This window comes from Nocardia sp. No.11 (assembly GCF_038752175.1).
Lineage (GTDB): Bacteria > Actinomycetota > Actinomycetes > Mycobacteriales > Mycobacteriaceae > Nocardia > Nocardia canadensis.
On sequence record NZ_JBCGFB010000014.1, the window covers coordinates 51698 to 69740 of the forward strand.

Consider the following 18043-nt stretch of genomic DNA (forward strand, 5'->3'; position numbering starts at 1 on the left):
TGGGGGGTCAGACCTGGGCGGGCGCGGCCTGACGCGTCTCGACCGTGGCGTCGGTGAGGTCGGCGAGGTCGGCGATGCGCAGCTCGGCGGTCTGGTGCTCGACCGCCGGCTCGAAACCCGTTTCCTCGACGGGAGTTTCGGCGACCGGCTCGGTGACCGGCTCCGCGACCGGCTCGGGCGCCTGCGGCTCGGGCGCCGGAACCGGCGCGACGGCAGGGCCTTTCGTGGTGGCGATGTCGATGCCCAGTTCGATCCTGGTGGTCTCCACCAGTGCCCGCTCCTGCTCGGCCGCGTGCCGCATGGCCTTCTGCCACAGCGACGCCATCTCCTCGAGCTCCTCGACCGTGGCCTCCACGTCGATGTGCAGCTTCAGTCGCTGCATGGTGATGTGCTGGGCGGCGGTGAGGGTGCGGAGCAGGTCTTCGCACTTGTTCGGGATCCGGCGGTGCGCAACGACCCGCAGCCGGGTCAGCATGCCGTTGGGGCGATCCCAGATCACCTTGTGGATCTGGGCGCCGACGCTGTCGATCTCCTCCGTGGTGACGAGGTCCCACTCCCCGCAGCTGGTCAGATCGGCGCGTACCGAGGCCGAGGTCTCGAGGATCGAGGCGACCGCAGCGAGCACCGCCTCCCGGCGCCACGCCTCGTGATCGCGCTGGTCACCCACCATGTTCGACAGCTCGACATTGCGCTGCGCGGCGTCGAGTGCCTGCCTGCCGCGCTCGTCGGCCGCCGCGATGCCCTCGCGGTGGGTGCGGTTGTTGGCGATGACACCGACCAGAACTGCGGCGGCGACGACGAGCGAACCGAGGAGTGGGAGCCACTGAGTCACCAGCCGATCATTGCACCGAGGCACCGCGCAGTCATCATGATCGGCGCGTTGCCTGGCGATGTCGTACGGAGTGTCGCGGTCAGCGGGACGTGGGAACGCGGTGCAGGAAGCCGACGAGCGGCGCCAGTTCGGGGATCTGCTCGGCGTCCGAAAGCGCTTGTTCCAGTACCCGATCGTGCGTGGGACGCGCCTTTTCGTAGGCGGCCCTGCCGGTTTCGGTGAGCTCGGTGTAGATGCCGCGCCGGTCGTCCGCGCACAACACCCGGACCAGGAACCCGCGATCCTCGAGCCGGTTCACCAGCCGGGTCGTCGCGCTGGCCGACAGCGCCGCCGCGCGGGCCAGCTGCGAGATGCGCATGTGCCAGCCGTCCTGGCGGGCCAGGGCGTCGAGCACCGTGAATTCGACGACCGACAGTGCGTGCTCGCGCACCAGCTCGCGCTCGAGTGCGGTCTCGATGTGCCCGTGCAGCGCGGCCAGGGTGCGCCAGCCGGTCGCCCGCACCTCGACGGCGTCATCCGCAATACCCATGCGCCGAGTATAGCTGGCGGTTGCAATAGAGCGCGTGTGCAACTATCGTCGCCTAGCGTTAGTTGCACACGCGTATTATCGGCGTAGAACGGAAGGAAGCGCTCACATGCCACTCGGTCTCATCGCCCTCGCGCTCGGGGGCTTCGGCATCGGACTCACCGAGTTCGTCATCGCCGGTCTGCTCTCGGCGGTGGCCGCCGACATGGGCGTCTCCGTGCCGACCGCCGGCTATCTCATCTCCGGTTACGCGCTGGCCGTCGTCGTCGGCGCGCTGGCGCTCACCCCGGTGGTCAATCGCTGGCAGCCCAAGCGGGCATTGCAGCTGCTCATGGTGCTGTTCACGGTGGGCAACGCCGCCTCGGCGCTGGCGCCCGGGTACGCGGCGTTGCTCGGCGGACGCGTGCTGGCGGCCCTGGCGCACGGCGCGTTCTTCGGCATCGGCGCGGTCCTGGCGGCCTCGCTGGTGGCGCCGGAGAAGAAGGCGGGCGCCATCTCGATCATGTTCGGCGGGCTCACCATCGCCAATGTCCTCGGCGTTCCGCTGGGCACCTTCATCGGTCAGCAGTGGGGCTGGCGGGCCACGTTCGCGGTGATCACCGTCGTCGGACTGGTCGCGCTGGCGGGCATCACCGCCCTCGTGCCGGACGCGCCCGCGTCGAGCGCCCGGCCGAACCTGCGCGCCGAGCTGTCGGTGTTCGGCAACACCCAGGTCTGGTACTCGCTGGCGATGACCGTGCTCGTCTTCGGCGGCATGTTCGGCGCCTTCATGTACATCGAACCGCTGCTGACCCGGGTCACCGGATTCTCCGACGGCGTGGTGCCGTGGCTGCTGGTGCTCTTCGGCGTCGGGCTGTTCTTCGGCAATCTGTTCGGCGGCCGCTGGGCCGACCGCGCGCTGACCCGCACCCTGCTCGCGCTCACCGTTGCCCTCGGGCTCGCGCTGGTCGCGTTCGCGCTGCTGGCCGACCACGAGATCGCCGCGATCCTGCTGCTACCCGCCATGGGCTTCTTCGGGTTCGGCGCGACGCCCGGCCTGCAGATGCGCGTGCTCGAGCATGCGGCCGACGCGCCCACGCTGGCGTCCTCGGCGAACATCGCCGCGTTCAATGTCGGCAATTTCCTCGGCGTCTGGCTGTCGGGCCTGGCGATCGGCGCGGGCTTCGGTTGGGTCTCGCCGCTGTGGGTCGGCGCCGGATTCGCCGTCACCGGGCTGGTCGTGCTGATCGCGGCCACGCGAGCCGACGCGCCCGGGGTGCGGGAGTCTGTGGCCGTCTAGTCGGCGTGGCCGGATGTTGACGAAAGATGTCACTCCGGCCACTCGGCTGACTACCGTGCCAAATCATAGGATGACCCGGGCGAGTGCGGATCTCGCCGCGGAACGGAAACGGTGGTGATCGGTGAGTAAGCGCGGATGGGTGCTGTTCCTGGCGCTCGGCGTGATCTGGGGCGTGCCCTACGCGATGATCCGGATCGCGGTGGAGAGCATCGACCCGGTGGTCGTCGCCTTCGGGCGCACCGCGATCGGCGGACTGCTCCTGCTGCCGATCGCCCTGTATACCAATGCCTTCCGTGGCGTGCTCGCCCGCTGGCGAATGCTGCTGGCCTACACCGCGATCGAGATCGTCGGTCCTTGGGTGCTGCTCGGCTACGCCGAGCAGACCCTGCACAGCTCCACCGTCGGCCTGCTCGTGGCCGCGGTCCCGCTGATCGCGATCGTCATCGTGACGTTGCTCGGCCACGACCGCTTCGACGGCCGCCGCACGATCGGCCTGCTCATCGGCTTCGCCGGCGTCGCCGCGCTGGTCGGCCTGGATCTCGACCTGACCGACCCGATGGCGCTGACCGCCGTCGCGGTGACCACGGTCGGCTACGCCATCGGTCCGATCATCTACGACCGCACCCTGGCCGACTTGCCCGCGCTCGGCGTCGTCACGGCGTCGCTGCTGCTCGCCGCGCTCGTGTACACCCCGTTCACCGCCGCGTCCTGGCCCGCCCACATCCCCGCCGACGCCGCCTGGTCGATCCTCGGCCTGGCCGTGATCTGCACGGCCACCGCGTTTCTCGTCTTCTTCGCGCTCATCGCCGAGGTCGGCCCGGCGCGCGCCACCGTCATCACCTACATCAACCCCGCCGTCGCGATCGTGCTCGGCGTCGCCGCGCTGGGCGAACCGCTGACGATCGGCATGGCGATCGGGTTCCCGCTGGTCGTCATCGGGTCGATCATCGGCACCCGACGCACCACGCGGGTGCGCGACACGCTGCCCGCGCCGGTACCCGAAGTCACCTCCTGACACGAAAATCCCCGGTGGGCAACGGATAACGCCGCCCACCGGGGATCGTTCGACCCGGATCAGTTCGTCGGCGCCGTGGTGGTCGTGGTGCTCGTCGGCGCGACGGTCGTGGTCGGTGCCACCGTCGTGGTCGGCGCGGGCGCCGAGGTGGTGGTCTTCGGCGCGGGGGCCTCGGCCTGGTTGGCCACCGGTTCCTGGGCCTGCGTCGTGGTCGACGGCGCGGTGGTCGACGGCGTCGTGGTGGACGGCGTCGTCGTCGTGCCGGTCGGCGAGGTGGTGGTCGGCGTCGTCGTCTCGGCGGCGCTGGTCGCCGACTTCGACGTCGTGGTGCTCGCCGCCGCCGCGGTGGTGGTCGTGGCCGGCTTGGTCGGCGCGGCCAGCGCGGCGGTCACATCGGCATCGGTGGGCGCCGACTTGGTATCCACCGTCTCGCCCGCCTGCGCCTGCTTGGCCAGGTGGGTCAGCCACGCCGCGGCGTACTCGGCCGAGGTCATCGGCTTGCCGTTGGCGGCGTCGGAATCACGCCAGTAGTCGAAGTGATGACCGGTGCCGTTGGGGCCCAGCGTCAGCTGGTACGGGTCGCTCAACGCCACCGGGATGGTGTTCTGGTTCGTCACGATCAGCCCGACGATCTCGTTGAACACCTTCTGCGGCAGGTACGCCAGCGGCGAGACCTGCTCGGCCGCGATGGTGTCGGCCTTGGCGGGCGCCTTGGTCTCGCCCGGCTTGTAGTCCGGATCCGACACCTTCAGCAGCACGTCGAGGAAGGTCTCGTCGCTGGCCATCCAGTTCGGGTTGGCGGCGATGTCGGAGAAGGCCGCCATCGCGATCCGGCCGAGGGTGAAGGCCATGTCCTGGCCGGTGGCCGGGGTCAGGCCGTCGCGCTGCAGGTCGTCGACGTTGATCTGGCGACCGACATTGGCGGCCAGCTGCAGCAGGGAGATGTTCTCCGGCGCCGCGCAGGTGAGGTCGCCCTCGGAGCAGAAGGAAGCGATCTTGCCGTTCAGCGCGCCGAAGCCGCCGCCGGTGGTCACGCCCTGACCCGAGATGGGCTTGGTGCCGTTCTGGTACTTCTGATCGAAGCCGTCCGGGTTGGCGAACGGGTCTTCGGCGCCGATGAAGGTGCCGTCGCCCGCCTTGCGACCGGCGTCGGCGAACATCACGACGCCGAGCACGTCGTCGGGATCGACGACCGAGTAGCCGTCGGCGGGGTCGTCGTTGCCGATGCCCTCGGCGACGCGACGCACGACGTCGGCGCCCTCGCTGTAGCCGACGATGGAGAACTTGGTGTCCGGGCAGGCGGCGGAGATCTCGCGCATCACCTGCTGGGTGTTGGCCACGCCCTGGTTGACCGCGTCCTCATAGGTCCGCATGTCCGCCGGGTAGGCGATGTAGATCGCCGCGTACTCGCCCTCGGCGAGGTCGTCACGCGGCGCGTTCACCACCGGATCGACCCACACGCTGCTGTGATCGCCCGACAGCGCGGCGGGCAGCGGGTTGCCGTTGGCGTCGAGCAGCATCGCCGTCGTGCCCTCGACCGGGGTGTCGTTGCGGCCGGCGACCGAGATGGTCACCATCTCGCGGCACTCGGTCACGGAGGTGGTGAGCTGGTAGGTGGGGGACTCGGGCTGCGACGTCACCGCGAACGACGCGGCGACGATGGCCGCGACACCCAGCGCCGCCGGTGCGGCGACAGCCGAAGCGATGCGATGTTTCGCAAGGAACTCGCGCAGTTTCATTGTGTGATCCCGTTCGAATGACCTACAGGTGGGCAGGCCCCCCGACGGGCCGTTTGTCACGACCTTTGTCGTCCCACCTCGCGAGATCGTTACTGGCGCGAACAGGAATCACGTGCCCCCGTTTCCGGGGGCATCCGGCCAAGGGCGCGTTCTTCGCGCTGGTAGTGGCCGTTCACTTAGTCGCCTCAGCGGGGTCCGTTGGTATTCAGGAACACGACGACGCCGTCCCCGAACGCGCCGTCGGCGTCGAGCGCGAGGGTCGCCGCCATCGCCTTCGCGGTGTACACGGGTTCGAGGTGCAGCCCGGCATCGGCGGCCAGCGCGCCCGCCCGCTCGCCCTGCGGGGTGGGATGACCGTAGCCAGCGCCGAGCTGGTCCTCGACGAGGATCAACCGGTCGGCCGACAGCGTCAGCTCCGGCAGCCGCGCACCGCGTCTGCGCAGCAACGCCTCGGTCCGCCGGGCCGAGCGCAGCAGTGTCCTCGCGTCCAGCCGGAGCTGATCGTTGACGACCACCCCGACCACCCGCGTCGACAGCCCCGCCAGCTCGAGCCCGAGCAGCAGCCCGGCGGCGGTCCCGCCCGAGCCGATCGCGGTGACGATGTGCGTCGGCTCCGGCACGACCCCCGCCGCCACCTGATCGGCGAGTTCCAGCGCCGCCTCGACATAGCCGAGCACCCCGACCGTCGACGACCCACCGGCCGGCAGCAGGTACGGCGGCTTCCCGCCCGACGCGTGCTTGGCCAGCAGGTACGGCACCGCGGCGATCGTGCGTGCCTTGGTGTGCGTGAAATGCAGGGTGGCACCGCTGCGTTCGAGGCGCGCGAGCTGCGTCCGTACATGGTCGTCGACCGGCTGATCGACCAGCGCCAGCGCGGTGCGAAGCCCGTGCTCCCCGGCGTACAGCGCGGTCGCCAGACCCCAGTTCGTCCCGAGCCCGCCGACGGTCAGGATCGTGCGCCGTCCCCGCCGCAGGGCATCGGGCAGCAGCCACTCGAGCTTGCGCACCTTGTTCCCGCCCCACCCGCCGTCGCCGAACTCGCCGTCGTCGCTGAGCCACAAGCTGGCTCGGCCCACGGCGAGTTCAGGCAGCGGACGCAGCGGGGTCGGTCCGGTGCCCAGGCGCAGATGCGGCAGGGTGTCGTGGAGCTCCCCGAACCGTTGGTGCAGAAATGCGGTCATACCGTGACTAGATCATCACGCCCGTCACCGGTCGAGTCCCGCGACCTCGCGCACCGAGTCGGCGATGGCCCGGAAGTCCTTGCGCAGGATGGCGCCGTGGTTGCTCGCCACCTTCGCGCCGATGCGGATGTTCGGGTTGCGGGTGATCGCCGCGTCGAGTCCGCTGCGGATCTTCTCCTGCTCGTCACCCTTGCTGCCGAACGACGTGCCCGAGGCCACCACGTAGCGCACCGGCACGGTGATCGCGTCCAGCACCGGACTCAGCTCGCTGGTGCGGGACAGCTTGCCGAGCTCGATATTGCTCTCGGCCTGCTGGGCCGCGGTCATCCGCGGGGCCAGACCGGTCGGTCGCACCAGCGGCATGAACCAGCTCAGCCGCTTGAACAGGGTGCGGATCCGCTGCTCCATGGCGTCGTCGAGCCAGTCGTAGGGGAACGCGCCGTCGACGAGCACCGCGCCGATCGCCCGTTCCGGATTCCGTTCGGCCCAGTGCGCGCCCACGACCGCGCCGTAGGACCAGCCCACCACCAGTGCCCGGTCCACGCCCCTGGCCGCGAGCACCGCGTCGACATCCCGCACGGCGGCCTCGAACGAGTAGTCGGCGGACAGCTTCGACTTCTTGCCACGCGCCCGCTCGTCGAAGGTGATGTGCCGGAACCCGGGGCCCAGCTCGGCGATGGACTTGCGCCAGTAGCCCTGGGTGGCGAACTGCCCGTTCAGGTAGAGCACCGGGATTCCGTCGCCCCCGGTATCGGTGACGGCCAGCGCCGTATCGTCGACGGCCACCATGCCGGTCCAGGCGGTGTTCGGGGCGGTGTGTCGTGTGGTCATTCGGGATCACCCTCTCGGCTCGTGCTCGTGATTGCGACTACTGTCGCGAGCCGACCTGACACCGCCCTGACATCCACCTGACGCGGGCGCTGATACCGCTGCGCGCGGTTTCCCGCCGTCTCGGCGAGAACGCCATAGAATTGGCTATTCGGTCGAACCATATTTCGGAGGACACCAGGACAGTCGGATTTCCAGGTAACCAGGAAAGGTGACCAATGTCGGTTTCTCGGAATGTTCTGGTGTTCGTCTGCACGCTGGGTCTCCTGGCGGCGGCGTGTTCATCGAACGACACTGCGAAAGATTCGAACTCCACCTCGAGCGCGCGCCCGACGTTCTCCAGTGACGACCCGGCGAAAGCCGGCGCCATCATGCGGATCGTCGACGACTACATGGCGGAAGCGCACCTGAAATCGGTGATCGTGCGCGTGACGATCGACGGCAAGGAGATCGTCACCGCGGCCAGAGGCGAGTCCATGACAGGCGTGCCGGCCACCACCGACATGCATTTCCGCAACGGCGCCGTCGCGATCTCCTACGTGTCGACCCTGCTGCTGATCCTGGCCGACGAGGGAAAACTGAGCCTCGACGACAAAGTCTCGAAATACCTGCCCGACATTCCCAACGCCGACCGCGTGAATCTGCGGCAGCTGGCCCAGATGACGTCCGGCTATCACGATTTCGTGCTCGGAAACGAGAAATTCGCCGAGATCGCGTTCGCGGATCCGTACAAGGCGTGGACCACCGAGGAACAACTCGCCCTCGCGATCAACGACCCCCTGTGGTTCGAGCCCGGCACCAACTGGGCTTACGCGCACACCAATTACGTGGTCCTCGGGCTGGTGCTGGCGAAGGTCACGGGTACCTCGCTCGCGAATGCCTTGCAGGACAAGGTGCTCGGCCCGCTCGATCTGAAGAACACCGTGCCCAACCTCACGCCCTACATCCCCGAGCCGGTCCTGCACTCGTTCACCTCCGAACGCCGCGCGTACTTCGACCTGCCGCCCGACGTCCCGTTCTACGAGGAATCGACCTACTGGAATCCGTCGTGGACGATCAGCCACGGCGCGATCCAGACGAGCGACATCTACGACCTCGAACGCAGTGCCGTCGCCATCGGCAGCGGCGAACTGCTGTCCGAGGAGTCGTACCGGGCGATGACCACCACCGACCTGCGCGGCAAGACGACAACGGTCCCCGGCTGCGTCAACTGCCGCCCGCTCGACGACTTCCAGACCTATGGTCTGGGCCTGTGGCTCACCGGCGACTGGTCCTACCAGAACCCGCTGTTCTTCGGCGGTGCCGCGGTCAACGCCTACCTGCCGTCGAAGAAGATCGCGATCGCGGTCGCCGTCACCTTCCTGCCCGAGGCCTTCAGCTCCTCGGGCGGCTACACCAACGGCGGCGACGCGCTGTTCCGCAAGATCGGCGCCTACCTCGCCCCCGACGACGCCCCGCCGGTCAAGAAGGACGTTCCGCCGCAGGGCGGGTCGTAGCCGATGGCCGACTGGGACGGCGCGGGCTACGCCCACATCAGCGCACTCCAGCGGACGATGGCGACGGACGCGGTGGCGTCCGTCGTCGTGACGGGCGCCGAGCGCGTGCTCGACGTGGGGTGCGGCGACGGCTATGTGACGCGGCTGATCGCGGCGCGAGTGCCCGGCGGCTCCGTCCTCGGCGTCGACCCGTCGCCCCGGATGATCGAGGTCGCCCGCACGGCCGACGACCAGCTCACCAACGTCGCCTTCCAGGTCGGCGACGTCACCACCATGACCTTCGACGCCGACTTCGACCTCGCGGTCTCGTTCAACGCCCTGCACTGGGTCGTCGACCAGGAGACCGCCTACCGCCACATCGCCGCGGCCCTCGCACCCGGCGGACAGGTGCTTGCGCAGTACGTCTGCGCCGGACCACGCCCGAGCATCGAGGACATCGCGATGGCGGTCACCGGCGACGCGCGCTGGTCGGCGGCCTTCGCCGATTTCCCCCGCCCCTACGTGCACATCGAACCCGACGCGTTGCCCGCGATCGCGGCGAACGCCGACCTCGAAGTCACCGCGCGATCCGTGACCGACCGGGAATGGGACTTCGGCTCCCGCGAAGCCTTCGCCCGTTGGTGCACAGTCGGTTTCGCGGACTGGACGGCCCGCCTACCCGCCGCCGACGTCCCGATCTTCGTGAATGAGGTCGTCGACCGCTACGAAGCGGTCATCGGCCGCCCCGGCCTGTTCCGTTTCCTTCAGCTGCGCGCCGAACTCTCACGACGTGTGAACGGGTAAGCGCCCCAGGCCATATCACCAGAGGTCGACCCGCTGCGACCGCTGCGGCACATCGAATCCGGCGACGTGCCTGCGCACCAGCCTCGGCGTCTCGGCGCCTGTGGAGAATCGCCACCCAGCAGCCCGAACACCCCCAATACACCCCGCGGGTCGTCGTCGGCCGCGTGCCAGGTCCGCCCATCACGGAGCAGTCTCATCACCGCAGCAGGATCGCTAACACGTCAGGGGCGGTGAATCGGCGGCCGTATGCGGTGTCGCCGTGTTGGCGAAGAACTTCTGCTTCGATCAGCTGCCCCACGAGGGCGTTGGCTCGCGTGTAAGTCACCTGGAGGTGACGTTCAACGTTGCGCACAGTGAAGATCGGCTGCGCAAGGGCGAAATCAACCAGCCGAGTGGCGTTTTCGGCACGTAGCCCGGCCGCGCGGACCTTCTGCTTGAGGACCTGCTGCACACGTAGCAAGTCGGTGAGCTGGGTTGCGGTCGTGGTCGCCGCCGAGGCGACGCCATCGGCGAAAAACCTGATCCAGCCGTCCCAATCGCCAGTCTGACTAACCGCCAGGAGCCGGTCGTAGTACTCGGCACGCCGTGCTTCGAACCATGCAGAGACGGTCAATAATCCATTGAAACGCGTGTTCGGCGGCAAACACGTAGTTGAACACCTCGCGCACGGCCGCATCGTCGGGTTGTTCGGCAGTGTCGACTCCGAGCACATCCTCCAGCGGTGCGAATGTTCCCTCGAGCGCCGACGTGCTCTGCGCCTCTTGACGGAGGGTCGGTTGTCGAAGCAATGCCGGGTTGGGGAGCTGGCGAGCGGAGGCGTCAAGGGCGGCGAGCGCGGCTCGGGCCCTAGCGACGGCGTTGAAAGTCGCGACGCTCAACTCAGGGGTGTCGTTCGGCAAGTTGTTGGGCACGAAAGCGACATGTGACCACGCGCCCCATCGCGGGTCGGTTCCGCCGATCGGTACAAGGACGCCCGTGGGGCTGTTGGCGAACATATCTGTGCGCACAATGTAAGTCTATCGTTGATTGGCTTACATTTGATGTTGTTATGGTCGTCGAAATGTAAGTCGCTGGGTGGCTGCTGGCTGACGTCAGCCCCTGGCCATGTCCACGAAACGGCTCAGGTGGAGCTGGTGGGCGACGGTGATGGTGGCGGTGGGGCCGTTACGGTGCTTGCCGACGATGAGGTCGGCTTCGCCGCCGCGCGGGTCGTCGCGTTCGAAGGCGTCGGGGCGGTGCAGCAGGATGACCATGTCGGCGTCCTGTTCCAGCGAGCCGGACTCACGGAGGTCGGACACCATGGGGCGCTTGTCGGTTCGCTGTTCCGGACCACGGTTCAGCTGCGAGATCGCGATGACGGGAACCTCGAGTTCCTTGGCCAGCAGCTTGAGATGTCGCGAGAATTCCGAGACTTCCTGCTGTCGCGATTCGACCTTCTTGCCCGAGCTCATCAGCTGCAGGTAGTCCACCACCACGAGTTTCAGGTCATGGCGCTGCTTGAGCCGCCGCGCCTTGGCCCGGATCTCCATCATGGTCAGGTTCGGCGAATCGTCGACGAACAACGGCGCCTCACTGATCTCGCTCATCCGCCGAGCCAGCTTGGTCCAGTCGTCGTCACTCATCCGCCCCGACCGCATATCACCGAGCTTGATCTTCGCCTCCGCCGACAACAGACGCATGACGATCTCGGTCCGGCTCATCTCGAGCGAGAAGATGACGCTCGCCATCCCATGCTTGATCGAGCAACTCCGCATGAAATCCATTCCCAGGGTCGACTTACCAACTCCTGGTCGGGCGGCGACGATGATCATCTGGCCCGCGTGCAAACCGTTGGTGAGTTCGTCGAGTTCGGTGAAGCCGGTGGGGACGCCGAGGGAGATGCCGCCGCGGGAGGCGATGGAGTCGATCTCGTCCATGGTGGGCTGGAGGAGTTCTTCCAGCGGGGTGAAGTCCTCGGTGGTGCGGCGCTCGGTGACCTCGTAGATCTCGGCCTGGGCGCGGTCGACGACCTCGGCGACGTCCTGGCCGTCGGCGCCCGCGTAGCCGAACTGGACGATGCGGGTGCCCGCCTCGACGAGGCGGCGCAGGATGGCCTTCTCGGCGACGATCTCGGCGTAGAAGCCGGCGTTGGCGGCGGTCGGGACGGTCTGGGTCAGAGTGACCAGGTAGGGCGGGCCGCCGATGCGCTTGAGCTCGCCGCGGCGGTCGAGGCCCGCGGCGACGGTGACGGGGTCGGCGGGTTCGCCGCGGCCGTACAGGTCGAGGATGGTGTCGTAGACGGCCTGGTGGGCGGGGCGGTAGAAGTCGCCGGGGCGCAGCACTTCGACCACGTCGGCGATGGCGTCCTTGCTCAGCAGCATGCCGCCGAGCACCGACTGCTCCGCGGCCATGTCGTGCGGGGGCTGGCGGCCGAAGTCCTCGCCGGGGGGTTCGGGCGGGAAGTCCGTATGCGCGCGGTCACCGGTGGTAGTCACCAGAATCGACCGTCCTCTCTGCCCGCAGAACCGGGGGTTTCACATCGATGAACTCGTTGTACTCCCGGGCACCGACACGGATGTCAGCAATCGGTTGCCTGCGTGATTCCCGGGGTCGCGCGCAGGGCGATGCGACGAACCTAGGCGACGTTTCGGGGAGCCGCCAACCCCATATGTGCACACAACTGTGGATAACTTGGGGGTAGTTCACCCAGTGTTGTGCAGCTCCTGTGGAAAACGTGGGGAAAACCCAGGTCAGTGCAGTGGAACGCCCTGCTAGGCCCCGTTTTACCCAACTCTCTACCTGTGGATGAAAGAAGTTACGGCGTGTCGGTCAAGGTGAACGGCCGGGCGTGTTGGGTAAACAGCGATGGTGCAGGCTATGACTGGAGTCACAAATCTGCCGGTCGGTTTCGGCAACCATCCACAGGCCGAATAACGGGAGGTCAGCGGATTGCCGACCGTCGGCCGCCTACTGTGACCTGCGCGGGAGTGATCTCCGGCTACCGACCAGTTATCGCTATATGGCCCGCGAAAAGGCAACGAGAAACCACCCCCGTGTCGAACACGGGGGTGGTTCTCAGCGAACTCAGTTCGCGGCAACCTCGAGGTTGAACTTGGCAGCCACGTCGGGGTGCAGGTGCACCACGATGCCGTGCTTGCCGGTCGCCTTGATGTGCGACTTCGGCAGCTCGATGCTGCGCTTGTCCACCACGGGGCCACCGGCGGCCTTGATGGCGGCGGCGACATCGGCGGTGGTGACCGAGCCGAACAGCTTGCCGCTGTCGGCGGTCTTCACGGCCAGCGAGACCGACTCCAGGCCCTCGATGGCCTGCTTCAGCTCGTTGGCGTGATCGAGGTCGCGCACCTTGCGGGCGTCCTGCGCCCGGCGGATGCCCTCGACCTGCTTCTGGGCGCCACGGGTGGCCACGATGGCCAGACCGCGGGGCAGCAGGAAGTTGCGGCCGTAGCCGTCCTTGACCTCGACGAGATCGCCCGGGGCACCGAGGTTGTCGACATCAGCGGTGAGGATGAGCTTCATCTGTCTGACTCCCTTTCTCAGCGAGCGGTCGACACGTAAGGCAGCAGGGCCACCTCACGCGAGTTCTTGACGGCGACAGCGATATCACGCTGGTGCTGGACGCAGTTGCCGGTGACGCGGCGGGCGCGGATCTTGCCGCGATCGCTGACGTACTTACGCAGCAGCGTGGTGTCCTTGTAATCGATATTGACGATTCCGGACTTGCTCTCCTTGCAGAAAGTGCAAGCCTTCTTCTTCAGCACCTTTTCGCGCGCGGGCGCTTTAGGCATGGTCTTCTCTCCGTACTATGAGTGCCGTTCCTCAGAACGGCGGTTCGTCATCCATGCGGCCGCCGCCCCCGAAGGAGCCGGCCGCGGGCGCGCTACCCCACGGATCGTCGTTGCCGGCGTTTCCGCCGCCCGACTGTCCGCCGCCGTTGTTGGCGTTGTAGCCGCCTGCGCTTGCACCACCACCGGCATTGCCGGAACCGCCACCGAAGCCACCGCCTCCGCCGCCGCGACCGGCCTTGGAGACCTTGGCAGTCGCGTAGCGCAGCGAGGGGCCGACCTCGTCGACCTCGAGTTCGACGACCGTGCGCTTCTCACCCTCGCGGGTTTCGTAGGAGCGCTGCTTGAGCCGTCCGCTCACGATCACGCGAGCGCCTCGGGTCAGGCTCTCGGCGACGTTCTCCGCTGCTTCACGCCAGATGTTGCAGCGCAGGAACAGGGCCTCGCCGTCTTTCCATTCGTTCGAATTGCGATCGAACACGCGGGGAGTCGAAGCGACGGTGAAATTCGCCACCGCTGCGCCCGCGGGCGTGAAACGAAGCTCAGGGTCTGCCGTCAAGTTTCCGATGACGGTGATGACCGTGTCGCCTGCCATGGGGGTTCCTCCTGCTCGGGGTGCAGTCCGCGTCTCGCTGTCGCGCTAGAGCCTAAAGATAGGTACCGACGAAAACGAGAGTTTGCTCTGCGGACTACTTGTCGTTGCGCAGAACCTTGGTGCGCAGCACCGTCTCGTTCAGGCCCAGCTGGCGATCGAGCTCGCTCACGGTGGCCGGGGTCGCGGTCAGTTCGACGACCGCGTAGATGCCTTCGGCCTGCTTGGCGATCTCGTAGGCGAGCCGGCGGCGGCCCCAGATGTCGACCTTGTCGACCTTGCCGCCCTCGGTCTTGACGACGTTGAGCAGGTTATCCAGGGACTGCCCGACGATGCGCTCGTCCAGGCTGGGGTCGAGGATGACCATCACTTCATAATGACGCACGGACCAATCACCTCCTGTGGACTAGGAAACGGCCATGGACTCTCCATGGCAGGAGGGTTCGTTGCGTCAGCAACCCGGTAAGGCTACATGAGCGGGCCCTGAGCAGCGAAATCGATCTTCGCCGCGGGTGTGCGCGGGTGATCGGCGCGTCGCCGCATAATGTGGTCGCCATGACCACGGCCGCCGACGCGCAGCAGCGCACCGCACGCGGCGCGGCGCGGGCGACGGCCCTGACATTCCTCGTCGTGCTGCTGTGCGGGCTCACCCTCGCGATGGCCTATGCCAACAAGGCGCGATGCGCGGGCGGGGCGATCGACGAATCCGGTCGCAGCCAGATATTCGATGTCCGCAAGGATGCGGATGTCTGCTATTCGGATATCCAGTTCCTTTGGCTCGGCCGCGATATCGACAATCACGTCTTCCCGTATGTGGACGGCGGGATCACCGAGGACGGCGCGCTCACCGGCGGCGCGGTGGAGTACCCGGTGCTCAGCGGCGTGCTCATGTGGGCGGGCGCGATCGGGGTCACCAACGACGCGGATTTCCTCTGGCACTCGGCGCTGCTGCTCACGCCGTTCGCGCTGCTCACGGCCTGGATGCTGGTACGGCTGGCCGGCCCGGCCGCGCTGCTGTGGGCGATCGGGCCGCCGCTGGTGCTCTACGCCTTCCACAACTGGGAACTGCCGGTGGTGTGCACGGCGGTGGCGGCGGTCTACGTGATGACGATGCTGACCGGCCTGTCGGTGCGCACCCGCGGGATCATCGCCGCGGTGCTGCTCGCGCTCGGCTTCTGTCTCAAGCTCTATCCGGGAATCTTCGTGCTCCCGCTGGCGATGTACGTGCTCACCGAGGGCGCGCCGCGCGGCCCGCGCCGGCTGCGCGAGCTCGATGTGGCGGGCGCGGCGCAGACGCTGCTGGCGGCGATGGGCACGGTGGCCGCGGTGAATCTGCCGTTCATGGTGGCCGGTGTCGACGGCTGGCGCGCCTCGATCACCTTCCAGCAGCTGCGTCAGGCCGACATCACCACCAATTCGATCTGGTACTGGGGCCACCAGCTGATCTTCGGCCGCGACGCCGAGACGAGCACCACCTGGCATGACCTGGTCGCCATCGCCTCACCGGCGCTGATCCTGGCGTCGTTCGTGCTCGCGCTGTGGCTCGGCGTCCGCCGCTGGACCCCCACCTCCCCGTTCCCGTGGGTCGGTGTGAGCGGCGCGATGCTGTGCGGCTTCATGCTTTTCCACAAGGTCCACTCCCCGCAGTACACCCTGTGGATAATTCCGTTCCTGGTCCTGTTCGAGGTCCCGTGGTCGCTGGTGGCGGCCTACCTCGTCGCCGACGCGGCCGTCGGCATCGGCGTCTTCCGCTACTTCTACGCCCTTGGCGTCGGCGAGGGCGTCGACCTCACCGAGGGCATCGTCCAATTCGGCGTCTGGCTCCGCACCGCCCTGCTCATCGCCCTCTTCTTCCTCTTCCTCCGCGCCGAACTCCGCGGCCGCCGCACCCCCACCCCGCACGAATCCCCCACCGCCGCACGAGAACTCCAAGCGGTGGGCTGACGAACGACAGCGGCGGGGGGGGGCCCCNGAATCCCCCACCGCCGCACGAGAACTCCAAGCGGTGGGCTGACGAACGACAGCGGCGGCGGATCCCCGTCCGGGATCCGCCGCCGCTATGACTGTTCGTCCTGTCGCCGCCTCAGCTGACCGGGGCGGCTTCCTTCGATTCGTCGATCGCGTCCGGCTCGTTCTTGCGGTTGCGCAGGATCGAGGAGATGAACGCGGCGCCGATGAAGGCGACGCCGACGAGGCCGGTGATGAGCTCGTTGACGTGGACGCCGATGGAGACCAGCAGGATCGCGGCCAGGGCGCCGATCGCCCAGTGGGCGCCGTGCTCCAGGTACACGTACTCCGACAGGGTGCCCTGGCGGACCAGGTACACCGTGATCGACCGGACGAACATGGCGCCGATGAAGCCGAGGCCCAGCGCGATGATGATCGGGTCGGAGGTGATCGCGAACGCGCCGATGACGCCGTCGAAGGAGAACGACGCGTCGAGCACCTCGAGGTACAGGAACAGGAAGAACGCGGCCTTGCCCGTGGCCTTGACCAGGGTCGACGGGCCGGAGCTCTCCAGGTCCTCGGTGTGGAACATCGAGCCGAGGCCGTCGACCGCGATGTAGACGATCATGCCGAGCAGGCCGGCGACCAGCACGGTCGACCGGTCCTCCTCCTTGGCCAGGAACTCCGAGGTCAGGATCAGGCCGGTGCCGGCGACGACCACGGACAGCATGTCGAGCTTGCCCGCCTTGGCCAGGGGGCGTTCCAGCCAGCCGAGCCAGGTGATCTCACGCTCTTCGAAGATGAAGTTCAGGAACAGCAGCGCGAGGAACATGCCGCCGAACGCCGCGATCTGCGGGTGCGCGTCGGTCAGCAGGGTTTCGTAGCTGGGGCTGCCGTCGGGGAAGTAGGCGGCGTCGTCGGCCGGCGGGTTGAGGGCCAGGTCGAACGCTTCGATCGGACCGAGCCCGGCGGTGATCCACACGATGGCCAGCGGGAAGATCAGTCGCATGCCGAACACGGCGATGATGACGCCGATGGTCAGGAAGATCCGCTGCCAGAACTCGCTCATCCGTTCCAGGACGGTGGCGTTGATGACGGCGTTGTCGAACGACAGCGACACCTCGAGGATACCGAGGATCGCGCACAGTGCCAGCGCGGTCGGGCCTCCGTAGAGGAAGGCTACGACCAGCGAAATCACCGTGATGACGATGGACATGCCGAAGATGCGCGTAATCACGCGGAGGGACCTTTCTGTGTCACACGGACAGGGGGCCCGGTCAGTCGAGCCCCCTGCTCGCGATGGTGACTAGACGTTGACGCCGTAGTCGCGGGCGATACCGGCCAGGCCGGAAGCGTAGCCCTGCCCGATGGCGCGGAACTTCCACTCGGCGCCGTTGCGGTACAGCTCGCCGAAGACCATAGCGGTCTCGGTGGAGGCGTCCTCGGACAGGTCGTAGCGGGCCAGCTCGGTGCCGTTGGCCCGGTCGACGACGCGGATGTAGGCGTTGCGCACCTGGCCGAACGACTGCGAGCGGGTCTCCGCGTCGTAGATCGAGACGGGGAAGAAGATGCTCTCGATGGTCGGCGGCGTGTTGGCCAGGTCGACGTTGATGACCTCGTCGTCGCCCTCGCCCTCACCGGTGGTGTTGTCGCCGGCGTGCTCGATGGCACCCTCGGGGGACTTCAGGTTGTTGAAGAACACGAAGTGCTTGTCGGAGACGACCTTCTTGTCGGCGCCGGTCGCGATCGCGCTGGCGTCGAGGTCGAAGTCGGTGCCGGTGGTGGTGCGCACGTCCCAGCCGAGGCCGACCGCGACCGCGGTCAGGTTCGGGGCCTCTTTGGTCAGCGAGACATTGCCGCCCTTGGACAGACTGACACCCATGCGGGAATCCCTTCGGTTAGTCCGGTGTGTCGTTTCCCAGCATGTCCGAATCGCCGGGTACGGCTACGACAGTAATAGGTTTCGGGGATCTTGCGTAGGAACGAGCTGGAGCCCAGGTGAACGCGGGGAATCTCCTACCATCGGGGCAGTGCGTGGTCGGG

Annotated in this window: 18 protein-coding genes; 5 read left to right on the forward strand and 13 right to left on the reverse strand. The window is 67.6% G+C overall.

Features of this window, described 5'->3' with window-relative positions:
- Positions 1 to 7: 7 nt before the first annotated feature.
- Both V8688_RS07025 and V8688_RS07030 read right to left on the reverse strand, forming a co-directional pair.
- Positions 8 to 832, reverse strand: a complete 825-nt coding sequence (locus tag V8688_RS07025; protein WP_342800440.1) for a hypothetical protein — start codon at positions 830 to 832, stop codon at positions 8 to 10.
- Positions 833 to 911: 79 nt separating this feature from the next.
- The gene (locus V8688_RS07030; protein ID WP_218718393.1) at positions 912 to 1361 is read right to left on the reverse strand and encodes a MarR family transcriptional regulator; all 450 of its coding nucleotides are present in this window, start codon (positions 1359 to 1361) and stop codon (positions 912 to 914) included.
- 106 nt (positions 1362 to 1467) lie between these two features.
- Between V8688_RS07030 and V8688_RS07035 the strand changes: the two genes are divergently transcribed.
- Positions 1468 to 2637, forward strand: a complete 1170-nt coding sequence (locus V8688_RS07035) for an MFS transporter (RefSeq protein ID WP_218718394.1) — start codon at positions 1468 to 1470, stop codon at positions 2635 to 2637.
- A gap of 121 nt (positions 2638 to 2758) precedes the next feature.
- The gene (locus V8688_RS07040) at positions 2759 to 3652 is read left to right on the forward strand and encodes a DMT family transporter (RefSeq protein WP_218718395.1); all 894 of its coding nucleotides are present in this window, start codon (positions 2759 to 2761) and stop codon (positions 3650 to 3652) included.
- A gap of 59 nt (positions 3653 to 3711) precedes the next feature.
- Here the strand turns inward: V8688_RS07040 and V8688_RS07045 are convergent, their stop codons facing one another.
- The 3 genes from V8688_RS07045 to V8688_RS07055 form a co-directional block, all read right to left on the reverse strand.
- Entirely contained in the window at positions 3712 to 5391 is a 1680-nt protein-coding gene (locus V8688_RS07045) for a cutinase family protein (protein ID WP_342800441.1), read from the reverse strand.
- 185 nt (positions 5392 to 5576) lie between these two features.
- On the reverse strand, positions 5577 to 6572 hold the full coding sequence (locus V8688_RS07050; protein ID WP_218718397.1) for a pyridoxal-phosphate dependent enzyme: 996 nt from the start codon (positions 6570 to 6572) through the stop codon (positions 5577 to 5579).
- Between the two features lie 24 nt (positions 6573 to 6596).
- Complete coding sequence (locus tag V8688_RS07055) at positions 6597 to 7403, reverse strand: alpha/beta hydrolase (protein ID WP_218718398.1); 807 nt, start codon at positions 7401 to 7403, stop codon at positions 6597 to 6599.
- Positions 7404 to 7618: 215 nt separating this feature from the next.
- Between V8688_RS07055 and V8688_RS07060 the strand changes: the two genes are divergently transcribed.
- Both V8688_RS07060 and V8688_RS07065 read left to right on the forward strand, forming a co-directional pair.
- Positions 7619 to 8896 carry a serine hydrolase domain-containing protein gene (locus V8688_RS07060; protein ID WP_342800442.1) on the forward strand — a complete coding sequence of 426 codons (1278 nt, stop codon included), beginning with the start codon at positions 7619 to 7621 and terminating at the stop codon, positions 8894 to 8896.
- A gap of 3 nt (positions 8897 to 8899) precedes the next feature.
- On the forward strand, positions 8900 to 9679 hold the full coding sequence (locus tag V8688_RS07065; RefSeq protein ID WP_342800443.1) for a class I SAM-dependent methyltransferase: 780 nt from the start codon (positions 8900 to 8902) through the stop codon (positions 9677 to 9679).
- A gap of 196 nt (positions 9680 to 9875) precedes the next feature.
- Here the strand turns inward: V8688_RS07065 and V8688_RS07070 are convergent, their stop codons facing one another.
- From V8688_RS07070 to rpsF, 6 genes are all read right to left on the reverse strand, one after another.
- Positions 9876 to 10292, reverse strand: coding sequence for a hypothetical protein (locus tag V8688_RS07070; protein WP_316573046.1), 417 nt, complete (start codon positions 10290 to 10292; stop codon positions 9876 to 9878).
- A 478-nt stretch (positions 10293 to 10770) separates the two neighbouring features.
- Complete coding sequence (dnaB, locus tag V8688_RS07075; protein ID WP_189031510.1) at positions 10771 to 12153, reverse strand: replicative DNA helicase; 1383 nt, start codon at positions 12151 to 12153, stop codon at positions 10771 to 10773.
- 589 nt (positions 12154 to 12742) lie between these two features.
- Positions 12743 to 13195 carry a 50S ribosomal protein L9 gene (gene rplI / locus V8688_RS07080; RefSeq protein WP_218718403.1) on the reverse strand — a complete coding sequence of 151 codons (453 nt, stop codon included), beginning with the start codon at positions 13193 to 13195 and terminating at the stop codon, positions 12743 to 12745.
- Between the two features lie 17 nt (positions 13196 to 13212).
- On the reverse strand, positions 13213 to 13464 hold the full coding sequence (gene rpsR / locus V8688_RS07085) for a 30S ribosomal protein S18 (RefSeq protein ID WP_019050001.1): 252 nt from the start codon (positions 13462 to 13464) through the stop codon (positions 13213 to 13215).
- Between the two features lie 31 nt (positions 13465 to 13495).
- A complete protein-coding gene (locus V8688_RS07090) occupies positions 13496 to 14056 on the reverse strand; it encodes a single-stranded DNA-binding protein (protein WP_218718404.1) in 561 nt (186 codons plus the stop codon).
- A 94-nt stretch (positions 14057 to 14150) separates the two neighbouring features.
- Positions 14151 to 14438 carry a 30S ribosomal protein S6 gene (gene rpsF / locus V8688_RS07095; RefSeq protein ID WP_022565973.1) on the reverse strand — a complete coding sequence of 96 codons (288 nt, stop codon included), beginning with the start codon at positions 14436 to 14438 and terminating at the stop codon, positions 14151 to 14153.
- Between the two features lie 170 nt (positions 14439 to 14608).
- Between rpsF and V8688_RS07100 the strand changes: the two genes are divergently transcribed.
- Positions 14609 to 15997, forward strand: a complete 1389-nt coding sequence (locus V8688_RS07100) for a hypothetical protein (protein ID WP_342800444.1) — start codon at positions 14609 to 14611, stop codon at positions 15995 to 15997.
- Between the two features lie 139 nt (positions 15998 to 16136).
- Here the strand turns inward: V8688_RS07100 and V8688_RS07105 are convergent, their stop codons facing one another.
- Together V8688_RS07105 and V8688_RS07110 are read right to left on the reverse strand one after the other, a co-directional pair.
- Entirely contained in the window at positions 16137 to 17237 is a 1101-nt protein-coding gene (locus V8688_RS07105; RefSeq protein ID WP_218718406.1) for a DUF475 domain-containing protein, read from the reverse strand.
- Between the two features lie 69 nt (positions 17238 to 17306).
- Complete coding sequence (locus V8688_RS07110) at positions 17307 to 17882, reverse strand: TerD family protein (protein ID WP_019049996.1); 576 nt, start codon at positions 17880 to 17882, stop codon at positions 17307 to 17309.
- Positions 17883 to 18043: the final 161 nt, after the last annotated feature.

Bases quoted from the DNA above. Each gene is read 5' to 3' on its own strand.
- V8688_RS07030 (WP_218718393.1), bottom strand. From the start codon at position 1,361: ATGGGTATTGCGGATGACGCCGTCGAGGTGCGGGCGACCGGCTGGCGC.
- V8688_RS07035 (WP_218718394.1), top strand. From the start codon at position 1,468: ATGCCACTCGGTCTCATCGCCCTCGCGCTCGGGGGCTTCGGCATCGGA.
- V8688_RS07045 (WP_342800441.1), bottom strand. From the start codon at position 5,391: ATGAAACTGCGCGAGTTCCTTGCGAAACATCGCATCGCTTCGGCTGTC.
- V8688_RS07050 (WP_218718397.1), bottom strand. From the start codon at position 6,572: ATGACCGCATTTCTGCACCAACGGTTCGGGGAGCTCCACGACACCCTG.
- V8688_RS07055 (WP_218718398.1), bottom strand. From the start codon at position 7,403: ATGACCACACGACACACCGCCCCGAACACCGCCTGGACCGGCATGGTG.
- V8688_RS07060 (WP_342800442.1), top strand. From the start codon at position 7,619: ATGTCGGTTTCTCGGAATGTTCTGGTGTTCGTCTGCACGCTGGGTCTC.
- V8688_RS07065 (WP_342800443.1), top strand. From the start codon at position 8,900: ATGGCCGACTGGGACGGCGCGGGCTACGCCCACATCAGCGCACTCCAG.
- rplI (WP_218718403.1), bottom strand. From the start codon at position 13,195: ATGAAGCTCATCCTCACCGCTGATGTCGACAACCTCGGTGCCCCGGGC.
- rpsR (WP_019050001.1), bottom strand. From the start codon at position 13,464: ATGCCTAAAGCGCCCGCGCGCGAAAAGGTGCTGAAGAAGAAGGCTTGC.
- V8688_RS07090 (WP_218718404.1), bottom strand. From the start codon at position 14,056: ATGGCAGGCGACACGGTCATCACCGTCATCGGAAACTTGACGGCAGAC.
- V8688_RS07100 (WP_342800444.1), top strand. From the start codon at position 14,609: ATGACCACGGCCGCCGACGCGCAGCAGCGCACCGCACGCGGCGCGGCG.
- V8688_RS07110 (WP_019049996.1), bottom strand. From the start codon at position 17,882: ATGGGTGTCAGTCTGTCCAAGGGCGGCAATGTCTCGCTGACCAAAGAG.